General features: G+C 64.0%; 25 protein-coding genes and 1 tRNA gene. 7 read left to right on the top strand and 19 right to left on the bottom strand.

Going from position 1 to position 22,613, the window contains the following annotated elements; all coding sequences use genetic code 11:
- Positions 1-6: 6 nt before the first annotated feature.
- Positions 7-1,293, bottom strand: coding sequence for an efflux RND transporter periplasmic adaptor subunit (locus BM070_RS19165; protein ID WP_092940946.1), 1,287 nt, complete (start codon positions 1,291-1,293; stop codon positions 7-9).
- Between the two features lie 187 nt (positions 1,294-1,480).
- Here BM070_RS19165 and BM070_RS19160 point away from each other — a divergent pair, with 187 nt between their 5' ends.
- Positions 1,481-2,101, top strand: a complete 621-nt coding sequence (locus BM070_RS19160) for a TetR family transcriptional regulator (RefSeq protein WP_092940945.1) — start codon at positions 1,481-1,483, stop codon at positions 2,099-2,101.
- A 52-nt stretch (positions 2,102-2,153) separates the two neighbouring features.
- Positions 2,154-2,229, top strand: a tRNA-Arg gene (locus BM070_RS19155).
- Between the two features lie 179 nt (positions 2,230-2,408).
- Here the strand turns inward: BM070_RS19155 and BM070_RS19150 are convergent.
- Positions 2,409-2,696: a hypothetical protein gene (locus BM070_RS19150; RefSeq protein WP_245785302.1), complete on the bottom strand. Its 288-nt coding sequence runs from the start codon at positions 2,694-2,696 to the stop codon at positions 2,409-2,411.
- Between the two features lie 14 nt (positions 2,697-2,710).
- Here BM070_RS19150 and BM070_RS24885 point away from each other — a divergent pair, with 14 nt between their 5' ends.
- Together BM070_RS24885 and BM070_RS19140 are read left to right on the top strand one after the other, a co-directional pair.
- Complete coding sequence (locus BM070_RS24885; RefSeq protein ID WP_092940943.1) at positions 2,711-2,920, top strand: hypothetical protein; 210 nt, start codon at positions 2,711-2,713, stop codon at positions 2,918-2,920.
- Positions 2,917-3,276: a helix-turn-helix domain-containing protein gene (locus BM070_RS19140; RefSeq protein WP_092940942.1), complete on the top strand. Its 360-nt coding sequence runs from the start codon at positions 2,917-2,919 to the stop codon at positions 3,274-3,276. Before BM070_RS24885 ends, BM070_RS19140 begins: the two co-directional genes overlap by 4 nt.
- A gap of 60 nt (positions 3,277-3,336) precedes the next feature.
- Here BM070_RS19140 and BM070_RS19135 read toward each other — a convergent pair whose 3' ends face one another.
- From BM070_RS19135 to BM070_RS19105, 7 genes are all read right to left on the bottom strand, one after another.
- Positions 3,337-3,564: a type I toxin-antitoxin system ptaRNA1 family toxin gene (locus tag BM070_RS19135; protein WP_092940941.1), complete on the bottom strand. Its 228-nt coding sequence runs from the start codon at positions 3,562-3,564 to the stop codon at positions 3,337-3,339.
- Between the two features lie 66 nt (positions 3,565-3,630).
- Entirely contained in the window at positions 3,631-5,286 is a 1,656-nt protein-coding gene (trbL, locus tag BM070_RS19130) for a P-type conjugative transfer protein TrbL (protein ID WP_092940940.1), read from the bottom strand.
- Complete coding sequence (gene trbK, locus BM070_RS19125; protein WP_092940939.1) at positions 5,283-5,558, bottom strand: entry exclusion lipoprotein TrbK; 276 nt, start codon at positions 5,556-5,558, stop codon at positions 5,283-5,285. Before trbK ends, trbL begins: the two co-directional genes overlap by 4 nt.
- Before the next feature lie 15 nt (positions 5,559-5,573).
- Positions 5,574-6,359: a P-type conjugative transfer protein TrbJ gene (trbJ, locus tag BM070_RS19120; RefSeq protein WP_092940938.1), complete on the bottom strand. Its 786-nt coding sequence runs from the start codon at positions 6,357-6,359 to the stop codon at positions 5,574-5,576.
- Between the two features lie 2 nt (positions 6,360-6,361).
- Entirely contained in the window at positions 6,362-6,769 is a 408-nt protein-coding gene (locus BM070_RS25375) for a relaxase/mobilization nuclease domain-containing protein (protein ID WP_434803203.1), read from the bottom strand.
- A gap of 355 nt (positions 6,770-7,124) precedes the next feature.
- Entirely contained in the window at positions 7,125-7,463 is a 339-nt protein-coding gene (locus tag BM070_RS19110; protein ID WP_092940937.1) for a TraK family protein, read from the bottom strand.
- Complete coding sequence (locus BM070_RS19105) at positions 7,460-7,678, bottom strand: hypothetical protein (RefSeq protein ID WP_245785301.1); 219 nt, start codon at positions 7,676-7,678, stop codon at positions 7,460-7,462. Before BM070_RS19105 ends, BM070_RS19110 begins: the two co-directional genes overlap by 4 nt.
- A 128-nt stretch (positions 7,679-7,806) precedes the next feature.
- On the opposite strand from BM070_RS19105, the gene BM070_RS19100 reads away from it, so the two are divergent.
- Positions 7,807-8,520 (top strand): hypothetical protein, encoded by a 714-nt coding sequence (locus BM070_RS19100; protein ID WP_092940936.1) that lies wholly within the window; start codon positions 7,807-7,809, stop codon positions 8,518-8,520.
- A gap of 527 nt (positions 8,521-9,047) precedes the next feature.
- Here BM070_RS19100 and BM070_RS19095 read toward each other — a convergent pair.
- A complete protein-coding gene (locus BM070_RS19095; RefSeq protein ID WP_092940935.1) occupies positions 9,048-9,989 on the bottom strand; it encodes a replication protein RepA in 942 nt (313 codons plus the stop codon).
- Positions 9,990-10,766: 777 nt separating this feature from the next.
- On the opposite strand from BM070_RS19095, the gene BM070_RS24435 reads away from it, so the two are divergent.
- Together BM070_RS24435 and BM070_RS24430 are read left to right on the top strand one after the other, a co-directional pair.
- Positions 10,767-11,909, top strand: coding sequence for a hypothetical protein (locus BM070_RS24435; RefSeq protein ID WP_139222886.1), 1,143 nt, complete (start codon positions 10,767-10,769; stop codon positions 11,907-11,909).
- Between the two features lie 2 nt (positions 11,910-11,911).
- Positions 11,912-13,000, top strand: coding sequence for a hypothetical protein (locus tag BM070_RS24430; RefSeq protein WP_139222885.1), 1,089 nt, complete (start codon positions 11,912-11,914; stop codon positions 12,998-13,000).
- Between the two features lie 110 nt (positions 13,001-13,110).
- On the opposite strand, the gene BM070_RS19085 is transcribed toward BM070_RS24430, so the two are convergent.
- From BM070_RS19085 to BM070_RS19045, 9 genes are all read right to left on the bottom strand, one after another.
- Complete coding sequence (locus BM070_RS19085) at positions 13,111-14,091, bottom strand: tyrosine-type recombinase/integrase (RefSeq protein WP_092940994.1); 981 nt, start codon at positions 14,089-14,091, stop codon at positions 13,111-13,113.
- Between the two features lie 325 nt (positions 14,092-14,416).
- Positions 14,417-15,631 (bottom strand): MFS transporter, encoded by a 1,215-nt coding sequence (locus BM070_RS19080; RefSeq protein ID WP_092940934.1) that lies wholly within the window; start codon positions 15,629-15,631, stop codon positions 14,417-14,419.
- Between the two features lie 49 nt (positions 15,632-15,680).
- Positions 15,681-16,301 carry a TetR/AcrR family transcriptional regulator gene (locus tag BM070_RS19075; protein ID WP_092940933.1) on the bottom strand — a complete coding sequence of 207 codons (621 nt, stop codon included), beginning with the start codon at positions 16,299-16,301 and terminating at the stop codon, positions 15,681-15,683.
- Positions 16,302-16,416: 115 nt separating this feature from the next.
- The gene (locus tag BM070_RS19070) at positions 16,417-17,385 is read right to left on the bottom strand and encodes a PDR/VanB family oxidoreductase (protein ID WP_092940932.1); all 969 of its coding nucleotides are present in this window, start codon (positions 17,383-17,385) and stop codon (positions 16,417-16,419) included.
- On the bottom strand, positions 17,382-18,476 hold the full coding sequence (locus tag BM070_RS19065) for a Rieske 2Fe-2S domain-containing protein (RefSeq protein WP_092940931.1): 1,095 nt from the start codon (positions 18,474-18,476) through the stop codon (positions 17,382-17,384). The genes BM070_RS19070 and BM070_RS19065 overlap by 4 nt, the downstream gene beginning before the upstream one ends.
- A gap of 88 nt (positions 18,477-18,564) precedes the next feature.
- A complete protein-coding gene (locus BM070_RS19060) occupies positions 18,565-19,008 on the bottom strand; it encodes a MarR family winged helix-turn-helix transcriptional regulator (protein ID WP_092940930.1) in 444 nt (147 codons plus the stop codon).
- 79 nt (positions 19,009-19,087) lie between these two features.
- On the bottom strand, positions 19,088-20,350 hold the full coding sequence (locus BM070_RS19055) for an SAM-dependent methyltransferase (RefSeq protein WP_092940929.1): 1,263 nt from the start codon (positions 20,348-20,350) through the stop codon (positions 19,088-19,090).
- 39 nt (positions 20,351-20,389) lie between these two features.
- On the bottom strand, positions 20,390-21,196 hold the full coding sequence (locus BM070_RS19050) for a DUF1365 domain-containing protein (RefSeq protein ID WP_175518551.1): 807 nt from the start codon (positions 21,194-21,196) through the stop codon (positions 20,390-20,392).
- Positions 21,193-22,575: an NAD(P)/FAD-dependent oxidoreductase gene (locus BM070_RS19045; RefSeq protein ID WP_175518550.1), complete on the bottom strand. Its 1,383-nt coding sequence runs from the start codon at positions 22,573-22,575 to the stop codon at positions 21,193-21,195. The genes BM070_RS19050 and BM070_RS19045 overlap by 4 nt, the downstream gene beginning before the upstream one ends.
- Positions 22,576-22,613: the final 38 nt, after the last annotated feature.

The raw sequence follows: 22,613 nt of genomic DNA, 5'->3' as shown, positions 1-22,613 counted from the left end.
TTGTGCTTATTGCTTGGCCGGAGCGGCGGCAGGGGTTGAGGCCGGTGCCGATGCCGGCGCGGCAGCGGGCTGGGCGCCTTGCGGCTGCCACGGCACGGGGTTCACGACGATCGGGTCGCCGGGCTTGCCGCGCGGCAGCTTCTGGAAGCCGTCCACCATCACCTTCTCACCGGCCTTCAGGCCGTCGGTCACGACCCAGTTGGTGCCCTGCGAGGGGCCCAGCTTGACGGGGCGGGGCGTGAGGTGGTTGTCGGGGCCGACGACCATGACGATGTCGCCCTTGGCCGAGCGCGTCACCGCCTGCTGGGGCAGCAGCACGCCGTTGTCCAGCTGGGCTTGTTCCAGCCGCACGCGCACGTACAGGCCGGGCAGCAGCAGGCGTTCGGGGTTGGGGATCTCGGCGCGCAGGGTCACCTGGCCGCTGGTGGGGTCCACCGTGAGTTCGGTGAACAGCAGCTTGCCCTTGTAGCCGTAGGTGGAGCCGTCTTCCAGCACCACGCTCACGCCGGCGGCGCTCTTGCCGACCTGCTTGTACTTGCCGCTGGTCAGCGCTTCCTTGAGCTTGAGCGCGTCGGAGGCCGACTGCGTGAAGTTCACATAGAGCGGATCGATCTGCTGGATGACGGCCATCTCGGTGGCGCTGCCCTGGCCGACCAGGGCGCCCTCGGTCACCAGCGCGCGGCCGATGCGGCCGGAAATCGGCGCCGTCACCGTGGCGTAGCCCAGGTTGATGCGCGCCGTGGTCACGCTGGCGCGGGCGGCGGCCAGGTTGGCTTCGGCCGTCTTCTGCGCGGCGACGGCGTTGTCGTATTCCTGCTTGCTGACGGCGTTGACCGCCACCAGGGGGCGGTAGCGCTCGGCCAGCGCGCGGGCCTGGCCCACGTTGGCTTCGGCCTGGGCGACGCTGGCTTGCGCGCTTTCCAGCGTGGCCTGGTAGGGGGCGTTGTCGATCAGGAACAGGCGCTGGCCTGCCTTGACGTCGCTGCCTTCGGTGAACAGGCGCTTTTGCAGGATGCCTGCTGCGCGGGCACGGATCTCGGCGATCCGCGAGGCTTCCAGCCGGCCGGGCAGTTCGGTCACAAGACCCACGTCACCGGGTTGGACGGTGACCACGCCGACTTGAGCGGGCGGCTGCTGCTGCGCAGGGCCAGTGGCGGCAGCGTCTTCTTTCTTGCCACAGGCACTGAGCAGCAGCGCGCTCGCCACGACGGCGGCGGCAACAGCGCAAGAGGCCAGGCGAAAGCCTGAGGCGGGGTGGGGTTGCGAGGGGAGGTCGTCGGTCAGGCGCTGCATGGAAGTCCTTTGGAGAAAGGCAAGGGCTACAAACGAAAGTGAGGGGATGTCACCTGCGGCGATCCGCGGGCGGCCCAGGGGCATGCCGCGCGAGGCGGGTCCTGCTGGGGGAAGCGCGAATTGTACATACAGACATGAATGTATAATTGGCTGCGGCGCTTTTGTTGCCGGTAGGAGACAAGTTTTCATGGCTCGAAGAACCAAGCAGGATGCAGATGCTACGCGTTCGCGTTTGCTGGACGCCGCCGAACTGGTGTTTTACGAGAAGGGCGTATCGCGCGCATCGCTGAACGACATCGCCTGCGCCGCGGGGCTCACCCGGGGCGCGATCTACTGGCACTTCAAGGACAAGGGCGATCTCTTCAACGCCATGATGGACCGCGTCACCTCGCCGCTGCAAGAGGCCAGCTGCGAGAGTGCCGCCATGGTCGGCGTCAGCCCGCTGCAGCGCCTGCGCAACCGGGTGGAGCTGGTGCAGCGCTGCATCGCCACCGATGAGCGTATGTGGCGGGTGTTCGAGATCGCGCTCTTTCGCGTCGAGTACGTGGACGAGATGGCCGTCGCGCGCGACCGGCATATCGAGGAGTGCGGGACCTTCCAGGCGCAACTGGAGCTCGACCTGCAGGCGGCGGCCGAGCACGAGGGCGTCAAGCTCGCGCAAGGATCGCTCGCCGCCGTGATCGGCCTGCGCGCCGTGTTCGAAGGGCTCATGCACTCGTGGCTGCTGAACAAGGAGCAGTTCGACCTCGTCTCGGTCAGCCGCGCCGCGGTGGACACCTATCTGAGTGGCTTGGGCTTCAGGCTCTAGCGGCCGTGCGATAATCCACAGCTGTCTCCGCGCCCCTTCGCGGACGACTCCAGCGGCTGTAGCTCAGTGGATAGAGTATTGGCCTCCGAAGCCAAGGGTCGTGGGTTCGATCCCCGCCAGCCGCACCAAGATTCCCTTATGAATCAACTGCCTAGGCATTGCAATGGCTTGCAGTGATGAGCAGTTTGAGGCAGGTTTTTGCACACGGAGTGTGCCAAAAATGTGCCAGATTCATTCCTCCTTCCTGCCACTGCCGCAGCGTATTGCGCACGTCTGCAATGGTTGGCGTGCGTCCACCGACCGCCCGTCAGGGCGCATCCAGCGTTTCATTGATACTTGAGGGGCGCCCGTCCCCGGCCGCCCGGAGCCTGCGCTTCGCCCACTCCTGCGCCGTCAGCAACTCCGGCCACCTCGCCAACTCCTCATCGGACAGACCGGCAAGAATGGTGTGCAGCCGTATGGTCGAAACATGAGCAGGTGGGTCGAATGTGTAGCCTTGGGCTTCCATTTCCGCCTGGATCTCTTCGGTGATGAAGAGAGGCTGGTCCGAATCGTTTTGCTGTCGATGAGTCATTCGTTGCACCTTTCCGTTCATGAGAATAGGGTGTGATGTACGGCGGAGCCACCTCTGCCAGACTGACCGGAAAGGGCCATTCCAATGACGACGAAGACCATCAATGCGACCGTGCCAGGATCAAGGCCTCCTCCGTTCTGGACGTGCACGGCATGGGCATGGCTGCGTTTCTGCGCGAGATGATGGCTGCCGTGGCCACGCGCGATGCGCAGACGTTGGCCTGGATAGAGCAGGCCCGTCTATGACTGTCCAGACGGAGCTCGAAAATTGGCTGCATGAGGAAGTCGGCCCGACCTATGACGCCATTAAGGCTGACCCAGCCCGCGCCCTCACGCCTAACCAGGTGCGCGACACCTTGGCCGATCTGCACGCCAATCACAAAAGCGACCGACAGACGGGCATTTCCCACGCTATCGAGCCTGCCCGCCGCGTCGAAGCGGGCCTGGAATCCCTCGCATCCGTTGATAAGGCTGAGGGCCTGAACAGCGCCGAGGCAATCGCTTTCTTCTTGGCGGAGGCCGAAGCCACCGGCGACCCGGGCTTCATCGCCGACGCACGCAAGACAGCGGCGCGTGCAAGGCTCATGTACGGTATCAAGTAGCGTGTTGTCCAGCATCGTCATTTTTGGCGATGCTGGCCCTTGCTGCTCCTGATACACGAACTACGCGGCGAGCGACTGCCGCACCGCGTCCAAGGCATCTCGGAAGTCCGCCGGCGTGGCCTGTCCTGTTTCAGCCTGATAGAACACCACCATGAAGGCATTCGCGACCGCCTCGGCCAGCGGCCTGAGCTGCCGGGCTGCGTCTTGATCGATCCAGTCCAGGGACGCGAGTTGCGCGGCCGCATGATGAACTGCCTGGGTTGCGTTGGTAGGATTCAGAGTTGCCATGATTCACCTCTCCATCAGGTGGGTTAGTGGAAGTGTCGGCCGGCCCCACGCCGGCCGACGCGCCTTTCATGCTGGCGTCGAGCGATTCACGAAAGCAGCGACTTCATCATCTGGATCGGCAGCCTGATTGCCGGCCTGCTCGCCGGCCAAGCTGTTGCCATCGAAAGCCGGAGGCTCGGCTGCCGCGCCGGCCCGGATCGCCGTTGCCACCTGGCCGCCGATCGTTTGGCCCATGCGCTCCTGGAAGCCCTCTGCGAGCTGCACGGCCTTGCCCTTGAGCACAGCACCTGCGCCTTTCGCCAGCTCGCCGGCGGTGCCCGCTGCAAGCACTGTTGCATGAGTCAAACCGCTGGAGCCGGTGCTACCTGGCACGGCCTGCTGGCCGCCCAGTTGCCCTTGTTCTGCACCGCCGGCGGTGGGCTTGGGTTCTCTCTTGGCGGCCTTGTCGGCACCGTTGCCGGTGCCGACCGTTGAGCTGCCGCCCTTTTCGTTGGCGCTGGCCTTGTCGTTACCCTTCGCGCTGGCCGAACTGCTGCGGACCGACGTGCTATTGCCGCCCGACGACGAACCGCCAAAGCCTGCCGCCTGCGCGAACGGTGATGGCCCTGCGCCGGCCGAATCCTGACCACTCGATGTATTCGCGCCACCCATGCTCACCATCATGTCTATGCCCGCGCCGGCATCGCTCGTCGCGCTGCCTTGGGCCTTCTCGAAAGCGGCCTTGACGGCCGAAGCCCCGCCCGCGAGATTGGCCGCGCCACTCATCACGGCAGCACCGGCCATGCTTGCAGCACCGGCCGCAACACTGGCCGCGCCCATCGCTGCACCGACAGCAGCGCCCGCGCCGAAGTTGCCGATGCCACCAGCGTTTCCAATGCCCGTGCCAGAAATGATGCCGGCGATCAGTGGCGGCACACGATTGACCAGCATCAGCATCAGCAACGCCACGCAGAAAACCAACATCACGCCCAGCTCTTCAAAGTTCAGCGTGCCGGTGTTCATCCTGGCGTAGAAGCTGGAAAGCAGATCGTTTCCGATGCCGACCAGGAGCACCATCGTCATGATCTGCACGGCCACGCCCAGCACCGTCTTGTAGTAGTTGATCGCCATTTCGGAAGTCCAACGCGATCCGCCGAAGCCGAGGAAGAAGATGCCGGCGTACATCAGCAACCACCCCGACACGAGCAGCAGAAGCATGTTCACGGCGACAACCGCCAGCAGGATCAGGATGCCGACGCTCAAGGCCACGCCGATGAAGCTATCCACGGGCGACCAGATCGACGAGCTCCTGAATGCCTGCTTCAAGAGCATGAAACCGATATCCACGATGCCCGAGGGTGTCACCGACGCCACCCCGGATGCCTGCTCACCGATCCGGGCTAGAGACTGGATGATCGAGTTGGCAAAGGTCGGGCCGTTGCGCAGCAGCCAGAGGAAGAAGCCGAAAAACAGGATGAAGCGGATGAACTCGGCGAAGAACTCGCCAATGTCAGCCTTGCGCAGCGCCATGAAACCGAACGTCCAGACGAGCGAGATCGTGCCGAGCGTCCAGAACAAGAACGTCGCGGCGTTCATCACCACTGTCTGCCAGGCCGTGGCCCGCGTGGCGAACTCCGTCACCACCTGGTCAAGCATCCCCTGGCTGGTGAGCTGGGCCGACGCAGCGGTGGAGTAAAGCGCGAGAGTGACGCCGATCAGCGCCACCTTGTGCAGTGCTTTCATGGTTTCACCTCCCGCCCCTTCGAGCCTTTCGGATCGGCCAGCTCAAGCCAGTTCATCGGCCGCTCGGTCGGGGCGATGCCGCCGCCGGCAAGCGACCGGCGCGAGCACAACCCGGCGAAGGTTTCGCGCGTAGCCCTATCCTCGATCTTCTTGATCGCCTCGATCTGGCAATTGGTGTCATTCACCTCGGGCATGGGCGGAATGGCCGGCTTGTTGTCGCAGCCGGCCAGCATCGCCGCCGCGAGGCCGGCAAGCAGCATCGTCTTTTTCATGGTGCTGGGCCTCCCTCAGCGGGTCAGTTCGAGCCAGTTTTTCGGGGTGACCGTACGCTCGATCCTGGATTCCCTGGAAGTCGCCCCGGCCGCCGCCTGCTGGGCTTCCTTGTCGGCGTCGGCCTGCATCTTGGTCGCCACCGCGTTCTGCTGCGCGATCAACAGGCCGCGAATCTGCAAGAGCTGGTTGGCCTGCTGGCTGGCGAGCTGGTTGGCGTAGCCGATGGCCTGCATCTGTCCGGTTGCGCCCTGCGCCGAGGACTGGAGCCGCTGCAACGTCGCGGCGTCGGCGGTCAGGTTGTCTTGCTGCTTTTCGATGCCCTTGAACAAGGCATCGTTGGCCTTCTTCTGCGACTCGCTGGCGAGCGGCTGCACGTTCTTCATGGCTGCCCATTCGGCGGCCGAGCAGCCGGAAGCCGAGAAGCACGGCGACCCCTTGTAGTAGTCCACGTCTTGGAACTTGCCGATGTAGCTGTCCAGGCTGCCGAGCTGGTTCTTGTAGTAGTTCAGCGTGTTGGTCGCGTTCATCAACCCGTTGATGGTCGATTGCGCCTGGTCCCAGATATACGCGGCCGGGGCCATCGTGTTCTGGAGCTGGTTCTGATATTGCTGGAGCTGGGTGCTGTACTGCTCAATTTGCTTGAGCGTTTGGGCCACCGATTCGATGGCCGTCATGATGTTCTGCGACAGGTTGGTGCCGTCGATGACGGGAATGCCAGCTTGCGCGGGCGTGATGAAGATGCTGGCGGCCGAGGCGGCGGCAAGCGCGGCTTTAGCCGCTAAAAAGCGAACGTGTTTCATGGTCAAGTTCCTGGAATGTGATGAACTGCTGTGCTGCGCCGGCCTGCTACCTTGTCGGCAACTGGCGGCGTTGGGCCATCACGGAGACAGCACGCCGTATCGCTGTCCCGGTACCCCGACCTGAGCGACACCGTAGCGCCCGGCCATTTCTGTTGAACATCGGTGTGAGGGTGCTCGCCGGCTCGGATGCTGACGATCAGGCGGTCGGTCTTGTCGCCCTCCGCGCGGGTGTTCGTGTGCTGGGTTGCGAGCACTTCCGTGATGGCGTCCTGGATGGAACCAGCTTCGCAGTTCGTCGCCTGCAGGTGGTCCAGCCGGCGGTCTTTGCTTTGGGCGTCAGTGATGTAGTTCGCCAAGCCCGCGAAATCTCTCTTTCCAAGCGAGCGCATCGGCACGTGCTTGACGATCATGGTCGGCCTCCGGGCTTTTTAGCCGCTAAAAAGCTCAAGGCTCGGCCATCGGCTAAATCACGCCGGCGGCAGTCGGCCGCCTCGCAGAACAGGATGACCCGTTGAGCGCCCTCGGCGCGAATAAGGGACAGTGAAGATAGATGACCGGCCTGCCGGTTAGCTAACTTCACACATCCTGCCCGGCATAATCGACTGTTTATTCCACAAAAAGTCTTGTGAGGCCCCGTGCATTTCTGGCAAGAAGCATAGGTCCCCGGTGATTGATCGGCCATTGTCTGCATGGACCGATGGTTGAACGACAGAAGAAGGCGGCCTGCCCATTCGCGACAGCGAGAAGAACGAAGATCGCCAGCCTTCACAGCAATTCCTTCTTGTCCGGCACAGGCTTGAAATGAAAGCCTGAAGGTCCGCTCAACGGCAATGTGGATGCTGTCTTGCCAGAAATATCCGGCTGAACCTTGGCTTCGGTTTGTCCTGGCAGCAGTCGATTCACATGCCGGCGAAATGCCTGATAGCTAAACGTCACACGGCCCTCGTCCCACAAAGTCTGATAGATCGCCAGGACCGACCAGCCATCAGCGCGTGCCTGTGCGATGTCTTTGCGCAGCGCCAGGACCACTGCGCGGTTGCAGTTCGGAGTGCAGGTTTGCTTTACGTGCGCACGCTCGGCGATGCGTTCCGAAAGGCTCTTCATTGCCGGTCCACCGAAGTCAGCTCGCCGGCCAGCAGATCCGCCACCACGTCGGCGGGGAAATGCACGCGGCGGCCGACGTACACCTTGTGCTGGCTCAATTCAATCGCCCACGGTTCCGACCGCGTGGACAAGGCGGAGCGGACGCCACCTGGCCGGCGCTTGAGGACTTCCGCTAACTCATCGAGCGTCAGTGTCGGCCCATATTTGGTCAGCAAGTAATGGAATATCGAGTTCACCAGTTATCCACCTTCGTAACGTCAATCCATGTTGATCAAGGTGAATTCTTGAATGCTCGGTTCTAAAATGACAGGTAACGCCAAGCCATTTTTTTTACCCGGACAAGATGCCCTATTCCGCCAAGCACGACAGCGCGCAACGACAGCAGGCCATGGTTCGCAGCGTTGCCTTGTTGCAGGTACTGAGGCGGCGTGTGGAAGCGTGTTCGGTCTATGCGTTTGCCGAGCAGTTTGATGCGCTGGCTGCCCCCGAAACGCCCACCCAGGGGCAGGGCAAGAATGGTTGGCAGGCGTTGTTTAACGGAAGCCGCCCGCTTTCTGCTGATCGCTTGCGTGCTCTGGCGTCCGTTCCTGTCTGGGCTGACGCGCAAGACCTCTACAAATGCGGTCCGTCCAATCTGTGGCTCGCCATGTGGGGGTCGCTAAAGGCATTGCGTGGCATGTTCGAGCAGGAGCTGACGCAGTGGCGAACCTTCGACCAGTTGCTGGCCGAGTTTGAAGGCGATCTGCTGGTGGCCGAGGCACAGGGAGAATCGCTGGCCCTGAGCCACCTCGCTCGCTCGGTGGCATTGCACCGCCTGTATCGCGCCATGTCGGATCTCGCGCCGCTGGAGCTGGACGGCAAGGGGGCTGCACGCTGCCTCCGGCAATGCCTGGACAACTCGTCTGTTCAATTAGAACTCGATGCCATGGCGGTTTTGCCATTCATCGATCAGGAGCTTCGCGCATTGCTAGCTGCGGAGGGTGGATCGGCTAGAACGCCCCACGCTGCCGATCAGCGGTGGGACATGATCGCGCCTCGCTTGGCCTGGGTCGGGTGAGTTGGCGAGGCTGTTGTATGTTGTAGCGCACTACAACATACAACATGCTACGGCCCCTTTTTTTGCGGCTAAATTTCTCTGCGGAACTCGCATCATCGTGAAAGAGTTGGATGCCAGGAGTGGGATGCGTTTCCCTTTGGCGTCAATCTTGATCGCGCCTTGAAAGCCACAACAAGGCCACGCAGTTGTCCACAGATTTGAATGCACTCACTACTATCTGTATTCATACCTGAATAGTTACCTGAAGGAATACCTGCAGGTCACTGCACGTGCCTGAAATCACTGTCGCCACAAGCAGTTGCGCACGATTCCCGTAGGCGCGATATCGGCGTTTCAGCGTATCGGTATCGGTGTTTCTGCGCAGAGATATCGGCGTTTCGGCGTGGACAAGTCCCGCCGAAACACCGGAAGTCCTTGTCGAACAAGGGTGTTCGCGGGCTTGCGCCGATATCGGTGTTTCAGCGTGGACAACTTGGCACCATCCACAGGCCTGTCCACCGATCAGCGCAGTACGACCAGCCCATGCATCAATGTCGACAGGGCAGCACGCCAACGTGAGGAGGACTGGGAAGCAGTCGCAGCCCGTCCCGCTCCGTTGTCATGCGCGCGCCCGGATAGAGCGTGTTCACCTCGTGCAGGCAGCGGTGAAACTCCGCGCGGAAGTGAGCCATGCCCTGGGCAGTCATCGCATAGCCTGCGCCGAATTGCGAACGCAGCGCCAGCCACGGGATGAGCACCGACCGCCGCAGGATGAACATGCGCCACGTCAACCACAGGTAGATGTCGATGGCCAGTGGAGAGCGAAGACGATGCAGCACGCGTAGATCGAATGGCACGGCGTTGTCCATGCACTCCAGGAAGAACGACTCCGACAAGGTGATCGTGCTCTCCCACAGCGACCGCTCATGAGGCCTCTTCGGGTCCCAGAGCAGCATGCCGGAGTCCGACAGCGCCACGTTCTTGTAGGCGTAATCCTGGCCGCGGTGCGCAGTTACGGAAACGAAGGTGCTGAACAACTTTGTGGCCTGCATCTTCAGCCTGGACGTATCGCCCCGCAGGCCGCCGTTTGTTGAAAGTCCGAGCTTCTCGGAGAACTCGGCTAGGCTGCGCCCGAGCACCAATTCACGCGCGCCGGTCAGCTTTGCCTCCCGTGTCAGCCACGCGGCAATGAGCCTAGGCAGCTTGCCGTAGGGCAAACCGATCTCGGGATCGACCAGCATGGTGATCGACGCCAGGCCGTTGTCGCGTTTGTAGTGCGCCCCCTCGATCTTCCGGTGGGGCATTGACGCCCAGATCATCGCGCGGGCCATGTAGCCGACTTGGCCGGCCTCTGCGGCGTCCTGTTCCTGGATGGCAAGCGCTGTGGCAATCAGGTCGGCGACCTTGGCCGGGCTGGCCTTGATCGCCTTCTTGACAGCCACGTGCGCGCTATCACCGTTGCCCGGTGAGGGCTGCTCGCTGCGAAGCATGAGTCATGCTCCAGCGGAGGACGCATTCGCAGTGGCCGCGCCCTGCGCTTGGCGGCGCCGGGCCAGTTGTTCGGCCTTCGTTGGACGCCCGCGCTTCGGCTTGTGTGCTCGCAGTTCGACCACAGCCACCGGGGTTTCAGTGGCGCCGGCGACGTGCTCGGCGATCCATTGCTCCACATCCTGAGCACGCCACAGCAGGCGCTTGGTACCTGGTAGGCGGCAAATGGGGGGAGGGCGAGAGGGTTGCGCGTAGCATCGCTACGGATGCTACTTGCCGACTTCTTGAGATATTGAGACAGCTCTTCAACGGTGAGCAAGGCTTTCATTAGACGTTCCTAAGCAGCCCAGCAACCAATGGTTGCTGAGGCCCCACCCGGAAACGATCAATGAAAAGCGGTGCCAGCCGCCTGTGCAGTCACACTATGCTGACTGCACGACAACGATTTTATGTGCTGAGGTATGTATGAGCGAACAAAGGAATAGTCCTGCACACTTTTTTTTGACTTCCTAGTCTTAGCGGTCGCAGTCTATAGACTGTGGCTCTTACGGTCACCCTTAGCACCATGTAGCGCCCAGTGCCGTACAAAAGACTCGCCTGGGCCGAGGCCTGCGACAAAACGGGCACGGCCCTGCGTGCGAACGACTGTCAGCGGCAGAGCCTCTTGTTTCACAAGGCTAATTGACCATGCTTGAGCTTTCGATGAAGGGGCGTCCGCCAACGGACGGTGAGAACTCCTTCCCACAATTCGGATAGTATTTGCTTAACTTGAGGTTCACATGCCATTGAATATCCAAGCTCTAACTATAGACCGTGATGACCGGTTGCAGTCGTACTGCGTGACAGCAAAATGCAGCTACCAAGATTTTTTGAGTATTACTCAGGGGGCGGAACGAAATCTCGAGATTCAACGAAGCGTCATTCGTGGAAATAAGGCTTATGCAACCTTACGTAGCGATCTGAAAAAAGGCTGCGTGCTGCCGCCCATCGTTCTTGCAATAAGTCATCAACTCAACCAGCCCATTGAGACACTCTTTGAGCAGCAGTCACTTGCTGCTGTGGGAGATGACTTGTCTAATCTGCAAAGTGCTAACGTCTATGTGATAGATGGACTACAGCGGACAAATGCAATACGCCAAACCCTACAAGAAATGGAAGATGGAGAGCGAACTGAGTTTTTGGCAAGGCCAATCCGTATTGAGATGTGGATGAACATTCCGTTCGGAGCCATCGCCTATCGCATGCTGCTTCTCAACGCGGGTCAACGACCAATGTCGGTACGGCATCAGGTCGAGGTACTTAGTTCAAAGCTTATAGATGATCTAGGTGGAATACAAGAACTGGACGTGTTCCGTATCGGAGATCAGCGACGCAGAACCCAACCGGGCCAATTCTCACTTGCAAAGCTCGCGCAGGCATTTCAGGCATGGTTGCAGGGGCAGCCTAATCTCGACCTTCGAAATACGGTAATGGAAGAGTTGTTGGCGGATTCTGCTGTCGAAGTGCTTGGAAAAACAGTGCCCGCTACAAGAGGGCTTGCCCATGGAGACGGTTTTCGTCGGCTGGTCGAATGGATCGTCTCCGCTGATGTAGCACTCGGTGCTGAGAGGGTCGGGTTTTTTGGCAACGAAACCGTATTATTGGGATTTGCGGCAGCGGTTGGTGCGTCAGAGCGCAATGATGCGCTCGCTCATAGGGTGTGGTCTAGTCTTGACGGGCTGGTGTTTAATATGCGGCAAAGCGGCGGAGCGGCGATGGGTGTTGAAATTTTTGATGCACTCAGACAGGGAATCGATGCTGGAAAGGTTAATGTCGGCGTAGCTACAAGAGAGATGGTTTTTAGCGCATTCCGAGAGTTCATTCGCGGCGCTGGCGAAATTTCAATGTCTGAGTGCTGGAAGCTCGGTGCCGCGAGTCTCTAAACATGACTATTTTGGCAACGGCTACTCGAGAGGCCCTCCGCCTTACTTCAAACGCCACCGTTAGCGACTTCTTCAAAATCCTCGGGGAGGCCGGGCACGACATCCTTGACGGCCTTCTGGCGACCCAGGATGCCAGAGATACCGCCGAGCAGTCGTTTGAGAAAATGTCATCTTATAGGCTGACGATAGTGGATACCCTGGGAGTCGCTCAAGAAAATTTTTGTTCCATTTCTTTTCAGGGGCAGGCAGCACCGCTGTTGTTGGCCGTAATTCCAGAAAGACCACAGGAGTCGCTGCCGACAAATATCGAGAACTTACTGTCATGGGTAATCTTGGGTAATATGGAATCGATCCATGTTGACTGGGATCTAACTGACCCCGAGCGAGTGAAATCGTGCTGGCGCGCTGCCTTGGCCGGTCGTGCCATAGTCGCGGCCCCAAAAGAGTTGCCCGCCGAAGCGCTGCGTGCTGCTTGCGCAATGTTTGGCTTGTCACATAGAGAAATTGCACCTCCTCAACCTGTGCCTAGTGTCTTAGATAGTGCAACCCAGGTGAAAGTACTTGCATCATCTCTGAGTCTTATCCAGGCACGGTTGCTGCGAGAAGCATGGATTGCAACACATCCGAAATGGAAATGTCTCTCGCTGTACCGCATTTTGGAGAATAAATACCTCGCCAATGTGCGAGACGCCTTCCTCGAAACATTCAAACAAGATGCTTCACGTGCGGTTAGAGAGGCGCAAGATAGTTTGGAAAGCGAGTTGAAGCAGCTGATTGCGCTTGTGGATGCGTGCGATTTAAATCAGGATGCTGTGGCATTTAATGCTGAGTGCGATGTTTTGTTGAGCCAAAATAATCAGTTCATCACTCTCCTCGATCGTGGGGCAAAGGATGATCCTTTATATAAATCTAAGCCCGAATCGATTTACAAGAAAGGGGTGTTGCGCCTTTACAAGCTTCGCTGCTCTATCGCTCACGCAGGAACGGCAGGTGTTATATACGAGCAGTGTCCAGATGCTGACCAGGCTGCGATCGCGTTAGCACCATTTATTGAGCGGATGGCGCTCAAAAGCATGCAAATACATCTATGAAGCTTTTTGGGGTGAGGTGTAAGCTTGTTTCTCATGTCCAGCAATTGGTGTATCTCATTCGCTGGTCGGAGTGGTGATTAAAATGTCGGGGTGGAGTAATGCTAAATTTTTCATCCCAGCCGCTTCGCTAGCGCATGCGCTTTTAGATGTGTATAACGCTTGAGCATGTCTAATGTTTTATGCCCCGTGATCGCGGCAACTTCCATCACGTTTAGTCCTTTCTCGAAAAGCCGACTGGTAGCCTCATGGCGCAGATCATGGAAGTGGAGATTTACGATGTTGGCTCGATGTGGCCCACACGCGCGTTCCAATGCTTGGCTCATTGACTCTGCTCGCATCTTGAATACGCAGCCAACATGTGGGCCAGAGATACTCTTGAAAATCGCAATGGCTATAGAAGACAGTGGTACGTCACGGGCCACATCCGTCTTGGTTTGAGGAAGATGCGCAACGCACTGTTCCAGGTCAACATGCTCCCAAGTCAAGGCCGCCAACTCGCCCCGTCGCATGGCCGTTTCGATGGCCAGGCCAACGATTGCGCCCAGCTCGGTAGAGCCTGTCTGTGCCAGGATGGTGTTGATCTCTTCCTGACTGACCCGCCTCTCTCTACCGCGCGGCTTAGAGGGCTTACGCACCTGGGCGGTTGGCAGCCCGCCAGGCAAAGCGATGCCCCAATCCATCGTGGCGGCCTTGAGCACGCGATTGAGCAGGTTGATTTCGTGGATCACGGACTGTGGCCCTACGCTTTGTAGGCGCAAATCCCGGAACTGCGCCACCAGGCTGGATGTGATGGCTGCCAGCTTGAAGTCGCCAAAGTGGGTTAGCAGGGTTTTCAGCCGCGACGCATCCGCAGCAGCGCCGCGCTTTGTGGGCAGGACCTCACGCCGGTAGCGTTCGGCGACTTCGCGCAGCGTAGTGGTTTCGGCCTCGGTGCGCGAAACGAAGACGCCACGCTCCATCTCCGCTTCGACAATAGTTCCCCACTTCTCGGCATCGGCCCGAGTGGAGAATGTGCGGGTCTGCCTGGGATATCCGCGCTTGCGAACTTGGACGTGCCACTGGCGGTCGCCCTTCTTTCTGATCGTCGGCATTCTTGTCAACATCGAGTCGTTACGTTGCCGGCGACTGTGCCAAGGATGTGCCAAAAAATCGAAAAAATGGCCTAAGCTGTTGACCCGTATTGATCTACGTTCGGCCTCCGAAGCCAAGGGTCGTGTGTTCGATCCCCGCCAGCCGCACCAGAATTTCCGGCAAGCCTCTCCTGGCTTGTGCAGGACGTCATGCACAGCGCCACCGTGTCCCGGTGTGCCGCGCCTCCCCTCCATGGGCCGATGCGCCAGGCCAGTGCCGGCGGCGCCGTCCTCTGCGCGCCGCAGCACCTCCCCCATCTTTCTTCTCCGCCAGGCTTCGCGCGCCTCAGGCGCCAGCGGTCGCGCCGACGGGTGCCGTCCGGCTTTCCGTCATCCAGTACACGAGGGCCGCCGCCGGCAGCGCGATGCCCAGGGCCGATGCCCAGGCCCAGCCGCCGTGGGCGTAGGCCCAGCCGCCCAGCGCGGAACCCAATGCGCCGCCGATGAAGAAGGTCGTCATGTAGAGGCCGTTCAGGCGAGCGCGGAACTCGGGGCTCAGCGAGAAGATCGCGCGCTGGCCCAGGGTCAGGTTGGCCGACACGCCGAAGTCGAGCACGATGGCGCCCAGCACCAGCAGGCCCAACGCCCAGGGCGAGCCTGCGGGGGCGATGTGGGACAGCAGGAACCCGGTGGCCACCGCCAGCATCGAGAGGGCCGTGACCGGGCGGGTCCAGCCCTTGTCCGCCCAGCGGCCGGCGAGCGGAGAGGCGATGGCGCCCGCGACCCCGGCCAGCGCGAACAGGGCGATGCCGCCTTGCGACAGGCCGAATGCCGGCCCGGCCAGCCAGAGCGGCGTGGTGGTCCAGAACACGCTGAACGCGCCGAACAGGGCGGCCTGGTAAAGCGCGCGGCGGCGGAGCACGGGCGTGCTGAGCATCAGTTCCACCATGGATGCCATCAGCGCGCCGTAGCGCAGCTGCCCCGTGGGCACGCGCGGGGGCATCTTCCAGGCCAGCACGGCGGCCAGCAGCACCATGGCCGCGGCCGACACGAAGAACACGGCGTGCCAGGACGTGAGCTGGGCCAGCAGGCTGGCCACCGGCCGCGCCAGCATGATGCCCAGCATCAGCCCGCTGATCACATGGCCCACCACGCGACCGCGCACGGCCTCCGGCGACAGGTGCGCTGCATAGGGCACCAGCACCTGCACAGCGACGGCCCCGATGCCGATGCCCAGTGCCGACATCAGGAACGGCGCGGGATGGGTGGAGAGCCCGGCCGCCAGCAGCGACAGCGTGACGAGGGCCAGCAGCGTCAGCGTGAGGCGGCGGTTCTCGACCAAGTCGCCCAGGGGCACGATGAAGAGCAGGCCGAGGCCGTAGCCGATCTGGGTCAGCGTGACGATCAGGCCGGCGGCCGCGGGCGACAGGCCCAGCGATGCGCTGATGGGCCCGGCCAGCGGCTGCGCGTAGTAGATGTTGGCGGCGATGAGGCCGCAGGCGGCGGCCAGCAGCATCAGGAGCCAGGAGGGCGCAGCCTGTTGCGACGGTGTGGGGTTCATGAAAGCCTCCAGAAAAAGGAAGGTGTTGTTTCCAAAATGGGCGAAAGATTCAGGCCAGCGCCTTGAGCGCGGCATCGGCCACGGCCAGCATCTGGGCGCGGGTGCGGCCGGTCTTGCCGACCACGCGCATGCCCAGGGTCAGGCAGAGCAGCATGCGTGCGGAGGTGTCGGCATCGACCTGGGGGGCGATGGAGCCATCTGCCTGGCCCTGGCGGATGAGGTCGGCCAGCAGGGCTTCGTTGCGGCTCACCGCGGCGGCGACGTGCTGCGCCGCGGGCTGGTCGAAGAGGGACAGCTCCACGGCACTGCCCACGACCAGGCAGCCCGTGCGGCCCATCGCGCCCTGGGACGCATCGGCATAGAAGGCCAGCATGGCGCGCAGCCGTTCCCGGCCCGTGCCGCAGGCGTCGATGGAGCGCTGGAGCTTGGCCATGCGCCGGGCGCGGTAGCGGTCGAAGGCGGCCAGGAACAGCGTGCGCTTGTCCTTGAAGGCCTTGTAGAGGCTGCCCTGCGCCAGCTGGGTGGCCTCGGTCAGGTCGGCGATGGAGGTGCCGGCATAGCCGCGCTCGCTGAAGACGCGCACGGCCTGGTCGAGCGCTTCGTCGGTGTCGAACTCGCGTGGACGGCCCCGGCCGCGCGGGCGGGGCGAGGGGGCGGTGGATGAGGGCATGGCAGGGGTATTAAGGAATCACCCGATTCCAAAATATACCGCTTTCGGCCGAAGCGTGCAGAGCGCGGCGCGCGGCGTGCGGCCGCGCCGGCCCCCTCATCTTTCTTCTACGGAGCTACAGCTCCACCACAAGGCGTGCGCAGCGTGCGCGCGAGCAGCAGGGCAGGAACTGGTCGTTGGCGGCTTGCTCCTCGGGCGTGAGGTACTGGTCGCGGTGGTCCGGCGTGCCGCTGACCACGCGCGTGAGGCAGGTGCCGCACACGCCTTGTTCGCAGGAGGTGTAGAGGGGCAGGCCCGCGTCCTGCAGCGCCTTGGCGGCGGTGCAGCCCATGGGCACGGGCACGATCTGGCCGGTGCCGGCGATCTCGATCTCGAAGGCGCTGTCTCCGCCCTCGGGGGCGGCCACGGGCGCCGCGCCGAACAGCTCGCGGTGCAGGCGGGAGGCGTCCCAGCCGCGCTGGGTGGCGGCCTCGAACACCGCATCCATGAAGCCCAGCGGCCCGCAGACGTAGAGCTCGGCGCCCTGGGGCTGCGCGTCCATCAGGGCGCCCAGATCCAGCGGGCCCTGCGCATCCGCCGCATGCACGCGGGTGTGCGCGGCCAGGGCGCCGCTGCCCAGCTCGTCGATGAAGGCCATGCGCTCGCGCGAGCGCCCGGCGTAGATCAGCTGGAACGGCCGGCCCTCGCGCACCAGCTGGCGGGCCATGCTCAGCACCGGCGTGATGCCGATGCCGCCAGCCAGCAGCAGCTTGTGCGCGGGCGTGGGCTGCAGCGCGAAATGGTTGCGCGGCTGGCTGGCGGCCAGCGTCTGGCCGACCTGCAGCGCGTCGTGCACGGCGGCCGAGCCGCCGCGCGATGTCTCTTCGCGCAGCACGCCCAGCACGTAGCGGTGCGTCTCGGCCGGGTCGTTGCTCAGCGAATAGGGCCGCACCAGGCCGCCGGGCAGGTGCAGGTCCAGGTGCGAGCCGGCGGCGAAGGCGGGCAGGCTCTGGCCGGGCAGGGGCTCCAGCGTCAGTTCCACGATGCCCTGCGCGGCCGGCCGCTTGGCCGCCACGCGCAGCTGCAGCAGCTCGGGCGCGCTCATGCGGCCACTCCGGCAGGCGCCGCGGCCCCTGCGACCGCGCCCGCACCGGCGTTTGCACCTGCACCGGTCTCGGCCGCCATCACGCGGTCGATGATCTTGCGCGACTGCACGCCGCCGCCGTCGATGTTGAGCATCAGCAGCTTGCGGTCGGGGTAGGCCAGCAGGTTGGCCTGCTGGCGTTCCAGCATTTCCTGGTCTTCCGCGAAGATGCGGCCCTGGCCTTCGCGGATCTGCGCCGTGAGGCTCTCGTCCTGTGGCTTGAAGCGCCGGGCCATGCCCCAGAAGTAGTGGATCGAGGTGTCCGTCTCGGGCGTGATGAAGTCCACCACCCAGCTGGCGGCCTTGCGGTCGTCGGGCGCGCCGTGGCCGCCGTGGCCCTGCAGCGCCACGCCGACTTCGATCATCACGTGGCTGGGCGGCGTGAAGTGGCAGATCTGCCAGCGGTCCACCGGCTGGTCGTCGGGCAGGCCGTTCATGCGCAGCGCCATCTTCCAGAAGGGCGGCGCCTCGATGCCTTCCATGTGCCGCTGGGTGATGACGTGGTCGCCCTCGACCTTGGTCTGGCAGGGCACTTCGTCGATCTCCTTCTGGCCGATGCTGGTGGAGTGCACATAGGTCTCGTGCGTCAGGTCCATCAGGTTGTCGATCATGAGGCGGTAGTCGCAGGCGATGTGATAGAGCCCGCCGCCGTAGCCGAAGGCCGGATTGCCCATCCATTCGAAGCGCGGCAGCTTGTCCAGGTCGGCCTGGGCCTGGTCGCCGGGCCAGACCCAGACGAAGCCGTGCGCCTCGTGCACGGCGAAGCTGCGCACGGCCGGAAAGCCGCGCACGCGCTGGCAGGGCATGGACACGGGCTTGCCGTCGCAGCCCATGGCCAGGCCGTGATAGCCGCAGACTAGCGTGTCGCCCTCGACCTTGCCCAGCGACAGCGGTGCGCCGCGGTGCGGGCAGAAATCTTCCACGGAAGCGACCGTGCCCTGGCTGTTGCGGAAGAACGCCATGGGGACGTTGCAGATGCGGCGGCCCAGCGGGCGGTCGTTGGGGATCTCTTCGCTGCGCGCAGCGACGTACCAGGTGTTGAGCGGGAACATGGGGCGGCTCCTGTGGGGTTTGATCTACGTCATTCAGTATGCTGAATGATGCGGATTCTGGCCCTTGCCGCGTATCAAGGGAAGGGGGTCAGGATGCGGGCTTTCCCTTGGTTTCCGCTGTTTCTTCCAGTCCCACGAGCTTGCGCAGCAGGCGCAGGAGCTCGGTGCGCTCCTCGGGTGCGAGCGCCGCCATCAGCTCGTGCTGCATGGGCTGCACGCGGGGCTGCATCTGCGCGAGCACGGCTTCGCCTTCGGCCGTGAGTCGCAGGGCGCGCTGGCGCCGCGCGAGCAGCTCGCGCACGATCCAGCCCTTGGCTTCGAGGCGGGTGGCGATGTCGGCGGTGGTGGAGGTGTCCAGCGCCACCTTGCCGGCCAGCGTCACCTGGTCGATGCCTGGCGCGTCCTCCAGCGCGCGCAGCAGCGCGTACTGCACCGGGGTGACCTCGCGGCCGTGGGTGTCGTGGAAGGTGGCCACGGCCAGCTGGTGGGCGCGGCGGATCAGGTGGCCGGCTTCGTCGTAAGGAGCGCTCATGCGGTGGTGGAATTCCTGTGCTGTCGAGGGCACAGGTTATAGCGGCTCGGGCGCCGCCGCCGCAGGCGTCGTGCTCGCCTCAGTCGGCGTGGGCCAGGGTGTAGAGCCCCACGTCCACGCGCCCGGTCTTGAAGCCGGCCTCGCAGTAGCAGAGGTAGTACACCCAGAGGCGGCGGAACCGCTCGTCGAAGCCCAGGGCCTCGATGCGGTGCCAGGCGCGCAGAAAGCGATGGCGCCACTCGGCCAGCGTGAGCGCGTAGCTGGCGCCGAAGGTCTCGCTCTGCACCAGCCGCAGCCCGGCGCGCTCGGCCTGCGTGCGGATGATGTCGTGCGTGAGCAGCATGCCGCCCGGGAAGATGAAGCGCTGGATGAAGTCCGGCTCGACGCGGTAGCGCGCGAACTGGTCCTGCGCGATGGTGATGGCCTGCACCACGGCCACGCCGCCGGCGCGCAGGCGGCCCTTGAGCGTGTCGAAGTAGGTGGGCCAGTAGGCTTCGCCCACGGCTTCGATCATCTCGATGGAGACGATGCGGTCGTATTCGCCCTGTTCGTCGCGGTAGTCCTGCAGGCGCAGATCCACCCGCCGGCCCACGCCGGCCGACTGCACGCGCTGCTGGGCGTGGCGCAGCTGTTCGGTGGAGAGCGTCAGGCCGGAGACGTGGCCGCGCGGCGCTTCGTGCGCGATGCGCTCGGCCAGCGCGCCCCAGCCGCAGCCGATCTCCAGCACGCGCGAGTCGTCCTGCAGCGCCAGCAGCTCGACGATGCGGCGCAGCTTGGCCTCCTGCGCGGCTTCCAGCGACTCGGTGCCCGTCGGATGGATGCCGCTGGAATAGAGCATGGTCGCGTCCAGCCATTCGGCGTAGAAGTCGTTGCCCAGGTCGTAGTGGAAGGAGATGTTGTCGCGGCTGCCGCTGCGGGTGTTGCGGCGCAGCGCGTGCGCCATGCGGTGCAGCAGGCGGGCCGGGGCGCTGGCATGCAGGGCCGTGCCCCAAGCGGCTTCGTTGCGGATGCCCACTTCCAGCAGGGCCGTGAGGTCGGGCGTGGACCAGTCGCCGTCGCGGTAGGCCCGGGCCAGGCCGATGTCGCCGCTGGTCAGCATGCGCCACACCGGGCGCCAGCGGTGCAGCGTCATCAGGCCGCGCGGGCCCGGCGTCGTGCCGTGCGCTTCCAGCGTGTCGCCGTTGGGCAGGGTGATGGCGAGCGTGCCGATCTGCAGGTGGCGCAGCAGCTTGTCCAGCAGGCCGCGCAGCGGCGAGGCCAGCCCGTCGCTCAGCGCGCCCAGCCGGCGTCCGCGCGGCTGCGAGGTGTTGAGCTCGGAGGGAGGGGGCGAGGGAAGTTGCATGGCAGTCGGCGGATGTGTGGGGCGTGGGGAGTCAGGCGTTCACACCTTCCCGGTGCTCACGGGATGGGCGGGCGGTGGCGGCTTGCGGTGCAGCTTGATGCCCTTGGCGACCAGCTTGAGCGCTTCCCAGTGGATGGCAGCGATCACCTTCAGCGTGAGCAGCGGGTGCGTGAAGAAGGCGCGCAGCAGGGCCGCGTCGGTGAGGGGCTGCCGCCGGGCTTGCAGGGTGGCGGTCAGCATGACGCCTTCGGGGCCGCGCGCGTCGATGTGCAGGCGCAGGTCGGGCCGGTGCGCGGCGGGCGGCAGCACGCGGAAGTCGTAGTGCATGTCCAGGCCCAGGAAGGGCGAGACGTGGAAGTCCTTGCGGCAGGTCTGCCGGACCAGGCCGGAGGCGGCTTCGGCTTCGCCCGCCACGGGCAGCAGGTAGCTGTGGCGCTCGCCGAAGGTGTTGTTGACCTCGTAGAAGATGGCCTCGAGCCGCCTGTCGCCGGGCGCATGGCAGAAATAGACGCTGAGAGGATTGAAGGCATACCCCAGGATGCGCGGCATGGTCAGCAGCTGGACCTTCCCGCCAGCGCGACATCCTGCCGCCTGCAGCTGCGAATCGATGTAGGCGCGCAGCCCGCCTGGCGTGCCGTCGCCATGGTCGCGCTCGTGCCAGCTGAAGAGATTGAAGCGGCCCACCGACAGCCAGCGCAGGCGCCGATCCAGCGCGGGCAGCTCGTCCAGGTCCAGCAGCAGCGAATAGACCCGGTAGCGCAGCCGGTGGCGCCGCGGCTGCAGCCGCTGGTGCATGACCGGGCCGCTGTAGAGGGCCGACATGCCGGTGCCGGTGTCCGTCGTCATGCGGCTCGCGCTCCCGTGGGCGCCAGGTGGATGCGGCCGGATTCCTCCGGCACGGTCCAGGGGCGGCGCACGCCGCCCAGGGCTTCGGCCACCGCGAGGCCGGCCTGCAGCCCGTCTTCATGGAAGCCGGAGCCGAAATACGCGCCGCAGAACCAGGTGCGCTGCCGGCCCTGCAGCGACCAGAGCTCGCGCTGGGCGCTCATGGCCTGCGCGTCGAACAGCGGGTGCTCGTAGCTCTGCGCGTGCACGAGGTGGCCGGCCCGCGGCTCGTGCAGCGGGTTCAGGGTCAGGAACCAGTCGCGTCCCGCGGGCAGGGGCTGCAGGCGGTTCATCCAGTAGCTCACGCACAGGCCTTCGTCCTGGCCACGTTCGGCCAGATAGTTCCAGCTGGACCAGACCGCGCGGCGCCCGGGCATCAGGCTGGGGTCGGTATGCAGCACGGCACGGTTGTGGCTGTAGCGGAAGGCGCCGAGCAGGCGCGCCTCGTCCGCGCTTGCCTGCGGCAGCAGGCGCAGCGCCTGGTCGGCGTGGGTGGCGACCACCACCTGGTCGAAGCGGCGCGACTCCACGGCATCGGCCGTGCGCACGAACACGCCATCGGCGCTGCGGCGCACTTCCACGGCCGCGTTGCCCAGCTGCAGGCCGTTGGGGCCCAGCGCGGCCGTCAGGCGCTGCACGTAGTTGCGGCTGCCGCCCCGCACCGTGCGCCAGGCGGGGCGCGCGCCCAGGTTCAGCAGGTGGTGGTTCTCGCAGAAGCGCACGAAGGCTTCCACGGGATAGTCGCCCACGCGCTGCGCGGCGGTGGACCAGATGGCCGCGGCCATGGGGTAGAGGTGGTCTTCGCGGAAGGCGCGGCTGTAGCCGTGGCGGTCCAGGAAGGCGTCGAGCGACATCAGTCCCTGCTGTGGCGCCAGCCGCGGCGCCTGCCGGTAAAAGCGCACCAGGTCGGCCAGCATGCGCCAGAAGCGCGGGCTCGCCAGATTGCGGCGCTGGGCGAACAGCCCGGCCAGGCCCGTGCCGCTGTACTCCAGCGCGCCGCGGTCCAGGCTGACCGCGAACGACATGTCGGTCGCCACGGTCTCGACGTCCAGGTGCTTGAAGAGCGCCGTCAGGTTCGGGTAGGCCGATTCGTTATAGACGATGAAGCCGGTGTCGATGGGCACGGGGCTGCCGTCGGGATCGGGCACGTCCACCGTGTGGCTGTGCCCGCCCGGGCGGCCATCGGCCTCGAACAGGGTGACCCGGTGGCGCTGCGAGAGCAGCCAGGCGGCCGAGAGGCCCGAGATGCCGCTGCCGATGACGGCCACATCGAGCGCTTCCGGCAGCAGGGCCTGGCCGGAGGGCAGGGGTGTGGTGAGAGGGAATTCCGGATGCGGCATGGCTGTTGTACGAAGGCTGCGCCATTTTGGATTGGTGG

This window comes from Paracidovorax wautersii (genome assembly GCF_900113035.1).
Classification (GTDB): Bacteria; Pseudomonadota; Gammaproteobacteria; order Burkholderiales; family Burkholderiaceae_C; genus Paracidovorax; species Paracidovorax wautersii.
This window is presented reverse-complemented; position numbering and strand designations above follow the sequence as displayed.

Bases quoted from the DNA above. Each gene is read 5' to 3' on its own strand.
- BM070_RS19065 (WP_092940931.1), bottom strand. From the start codon at position 18,476: ATGTTCCCGCTCAACACCTGGTACGTCGCTGCGCGCAGCGAAGAGATC.
- BM070_RS19100 (WP_092940936.1), top strand. From the start codon at position 7,807: ATGCCCTATTCCGCCAAGCACGACAGCGCGCAACGACAGCAGGCCATG.
- BM070_RS19085 (WP_092940994.1), bottom strand. From the start codon at position 14,091: ATGCCGACGATCAGAAAGAAGGGCGACCGCCAGTGGCACGTCCAAGTT.
- BM070_RS19135 (WP_092940941.1), bottom strand. From the start codon at position 3,564: ATGGCAACTCTGAATCCTACCAACGCAACCCAGGCAGTTCATCATGCG.
- BM070_RS19050 (WP_175518551.1), bottom strand. From the start codon at position 21,196: ATGACGACGGACACCGGCACCGGCATGTCGGCCCTCTACAGCGGCCCG.
- BM070_RS19045 (WP_175518550.1), bottom strand. From the start codon at position 22,575: ATGCCGCATCCGGAATTCCCTCTCACCACACCCCTGCCCTCCGGCCAG.
- BM070_RS19165 (WP_092940946.1), bottom strand. From the start codon at position 1,293: ATGCAGCGCCTGACCGACGACCTCCCCTCGCAACCCCACCCCGCCTCA.
- BM070_RS19055 (WP_092940929.1), bottom strand. From the start codon at position 20,350: ATGCAACTTCCCTCGCCCCCTCCCTCCGAGCTCAACACCTCGCAGCCG.
- BM070_RS19140 (WP_092940942.1), top strand. From the start codon at position 2,917: ATGACTGTCCAGACGGAGCTCGAAAATTGGCTGCATGAGGAAGTCGGC.
- BM070_RS24430 (WP_139222885.1), top strand. From the start codon at position 11,912: ATGACTATTTTGGCAACGGCTACTCGAGAGGCCCTCCGCCTTACTTCA.
- trbJ (WP_092940938.1), bottom strand. From the start codon at position 6,359: ATGAAACACGTTCGCTTTTTAGCGGCTAAAGCCGCGCTTGCCGCCGCC.
- BM070_RS24885 (WP_092940943.1), top strand. From the start codon at position 2,711: ATGTACGGCGGAGCCACCTCTGCCAGACTGACCGGAAAGGGCCATTCC.
- BM070_RS19095 (WP_092940935.1), bottom strand. From the start codon at position 9,989: ATGCTTCGCAGCGAGCAGCCCTCACCGGGCAACGGTGATAGCGCGCAC.
- BM070_RS19160 (WP_092940945.1), top strand. From the start codon at position 1,481: ATGGCTCGAAGAACCAAGCAGGATGCAGATGCTACGCGTTCGCGTTTG.
- trbL (WP_092940940.1), bottom strand. From the start codon at position 5,286: ATGAAAGCACTGCACAAGGTGGCGCTGATCGGCGTCACTCTCGCGCTT.
- BM070_RS19075 (WP_092940933.1), bottom strand. From the start codon at position 16,301: ATGCCCTCATCCACCGCCCCCTCGCCCCGCCCGCGCGGCCGGGGCCGT.
- BM070_RS19110 (WP_092940937.1), bottom strand. From the start codon at position 7,463: ATGAAGAGCCTTTCGGAACGCATCGCCGAGCGTGCGCACGTAAAGCAA.
- BM070_RS19070 (WP_092940932.1), bottom strand. From the start codon at position 17,385: ATGAGCGCGCCCGAGCTGCTGCAGCTGCGCGTGGCGGCCAAGCGGCCG.
- trbK (WP_092940939.1), bottom strand. From the start codon at position 5,558: ATGAAAAAGACGATGCTGCTTGCCGGCCTCGCGGCGGCGATGCTGGCC.
- BM070_RS19150 (WP_245785302.1), bottom strand. From the start codon at position 2,696: ATGAACGGAAAGGTGCAACGAATGACTCATCGACAGCAAAACGATTCG.
- BM070_RS19060 (WP_092940930.1), bottom strand. From the start codon at position 19,008: ATGAGCGCTCCTTACGACGAAGCCGGCCACCTGATCCGCCGCGCCCAC.
- BM070_RS24435 (WP_139222886.1), top strand. From the start codon at position 10,767: ATGCCATTGAATATCCAAGCTCTAACTATAGACCGTGATGACCGGTTG.
- BM070_RS19080 (WP_092940934.1), bottom strand. From the start codon at position 15,631: ATGAACCCCACACCGTCGCAACAGGCTGCGCCCTCCTGGCTCCTGATG.
- BM070_RS25375 (WP_434803203.1), bottom strand. From the start codon at position 6,769: ATGATCGTCAAGCACGTGCCGATGCGCTCGCTTGGAAAGAGAGATTTC.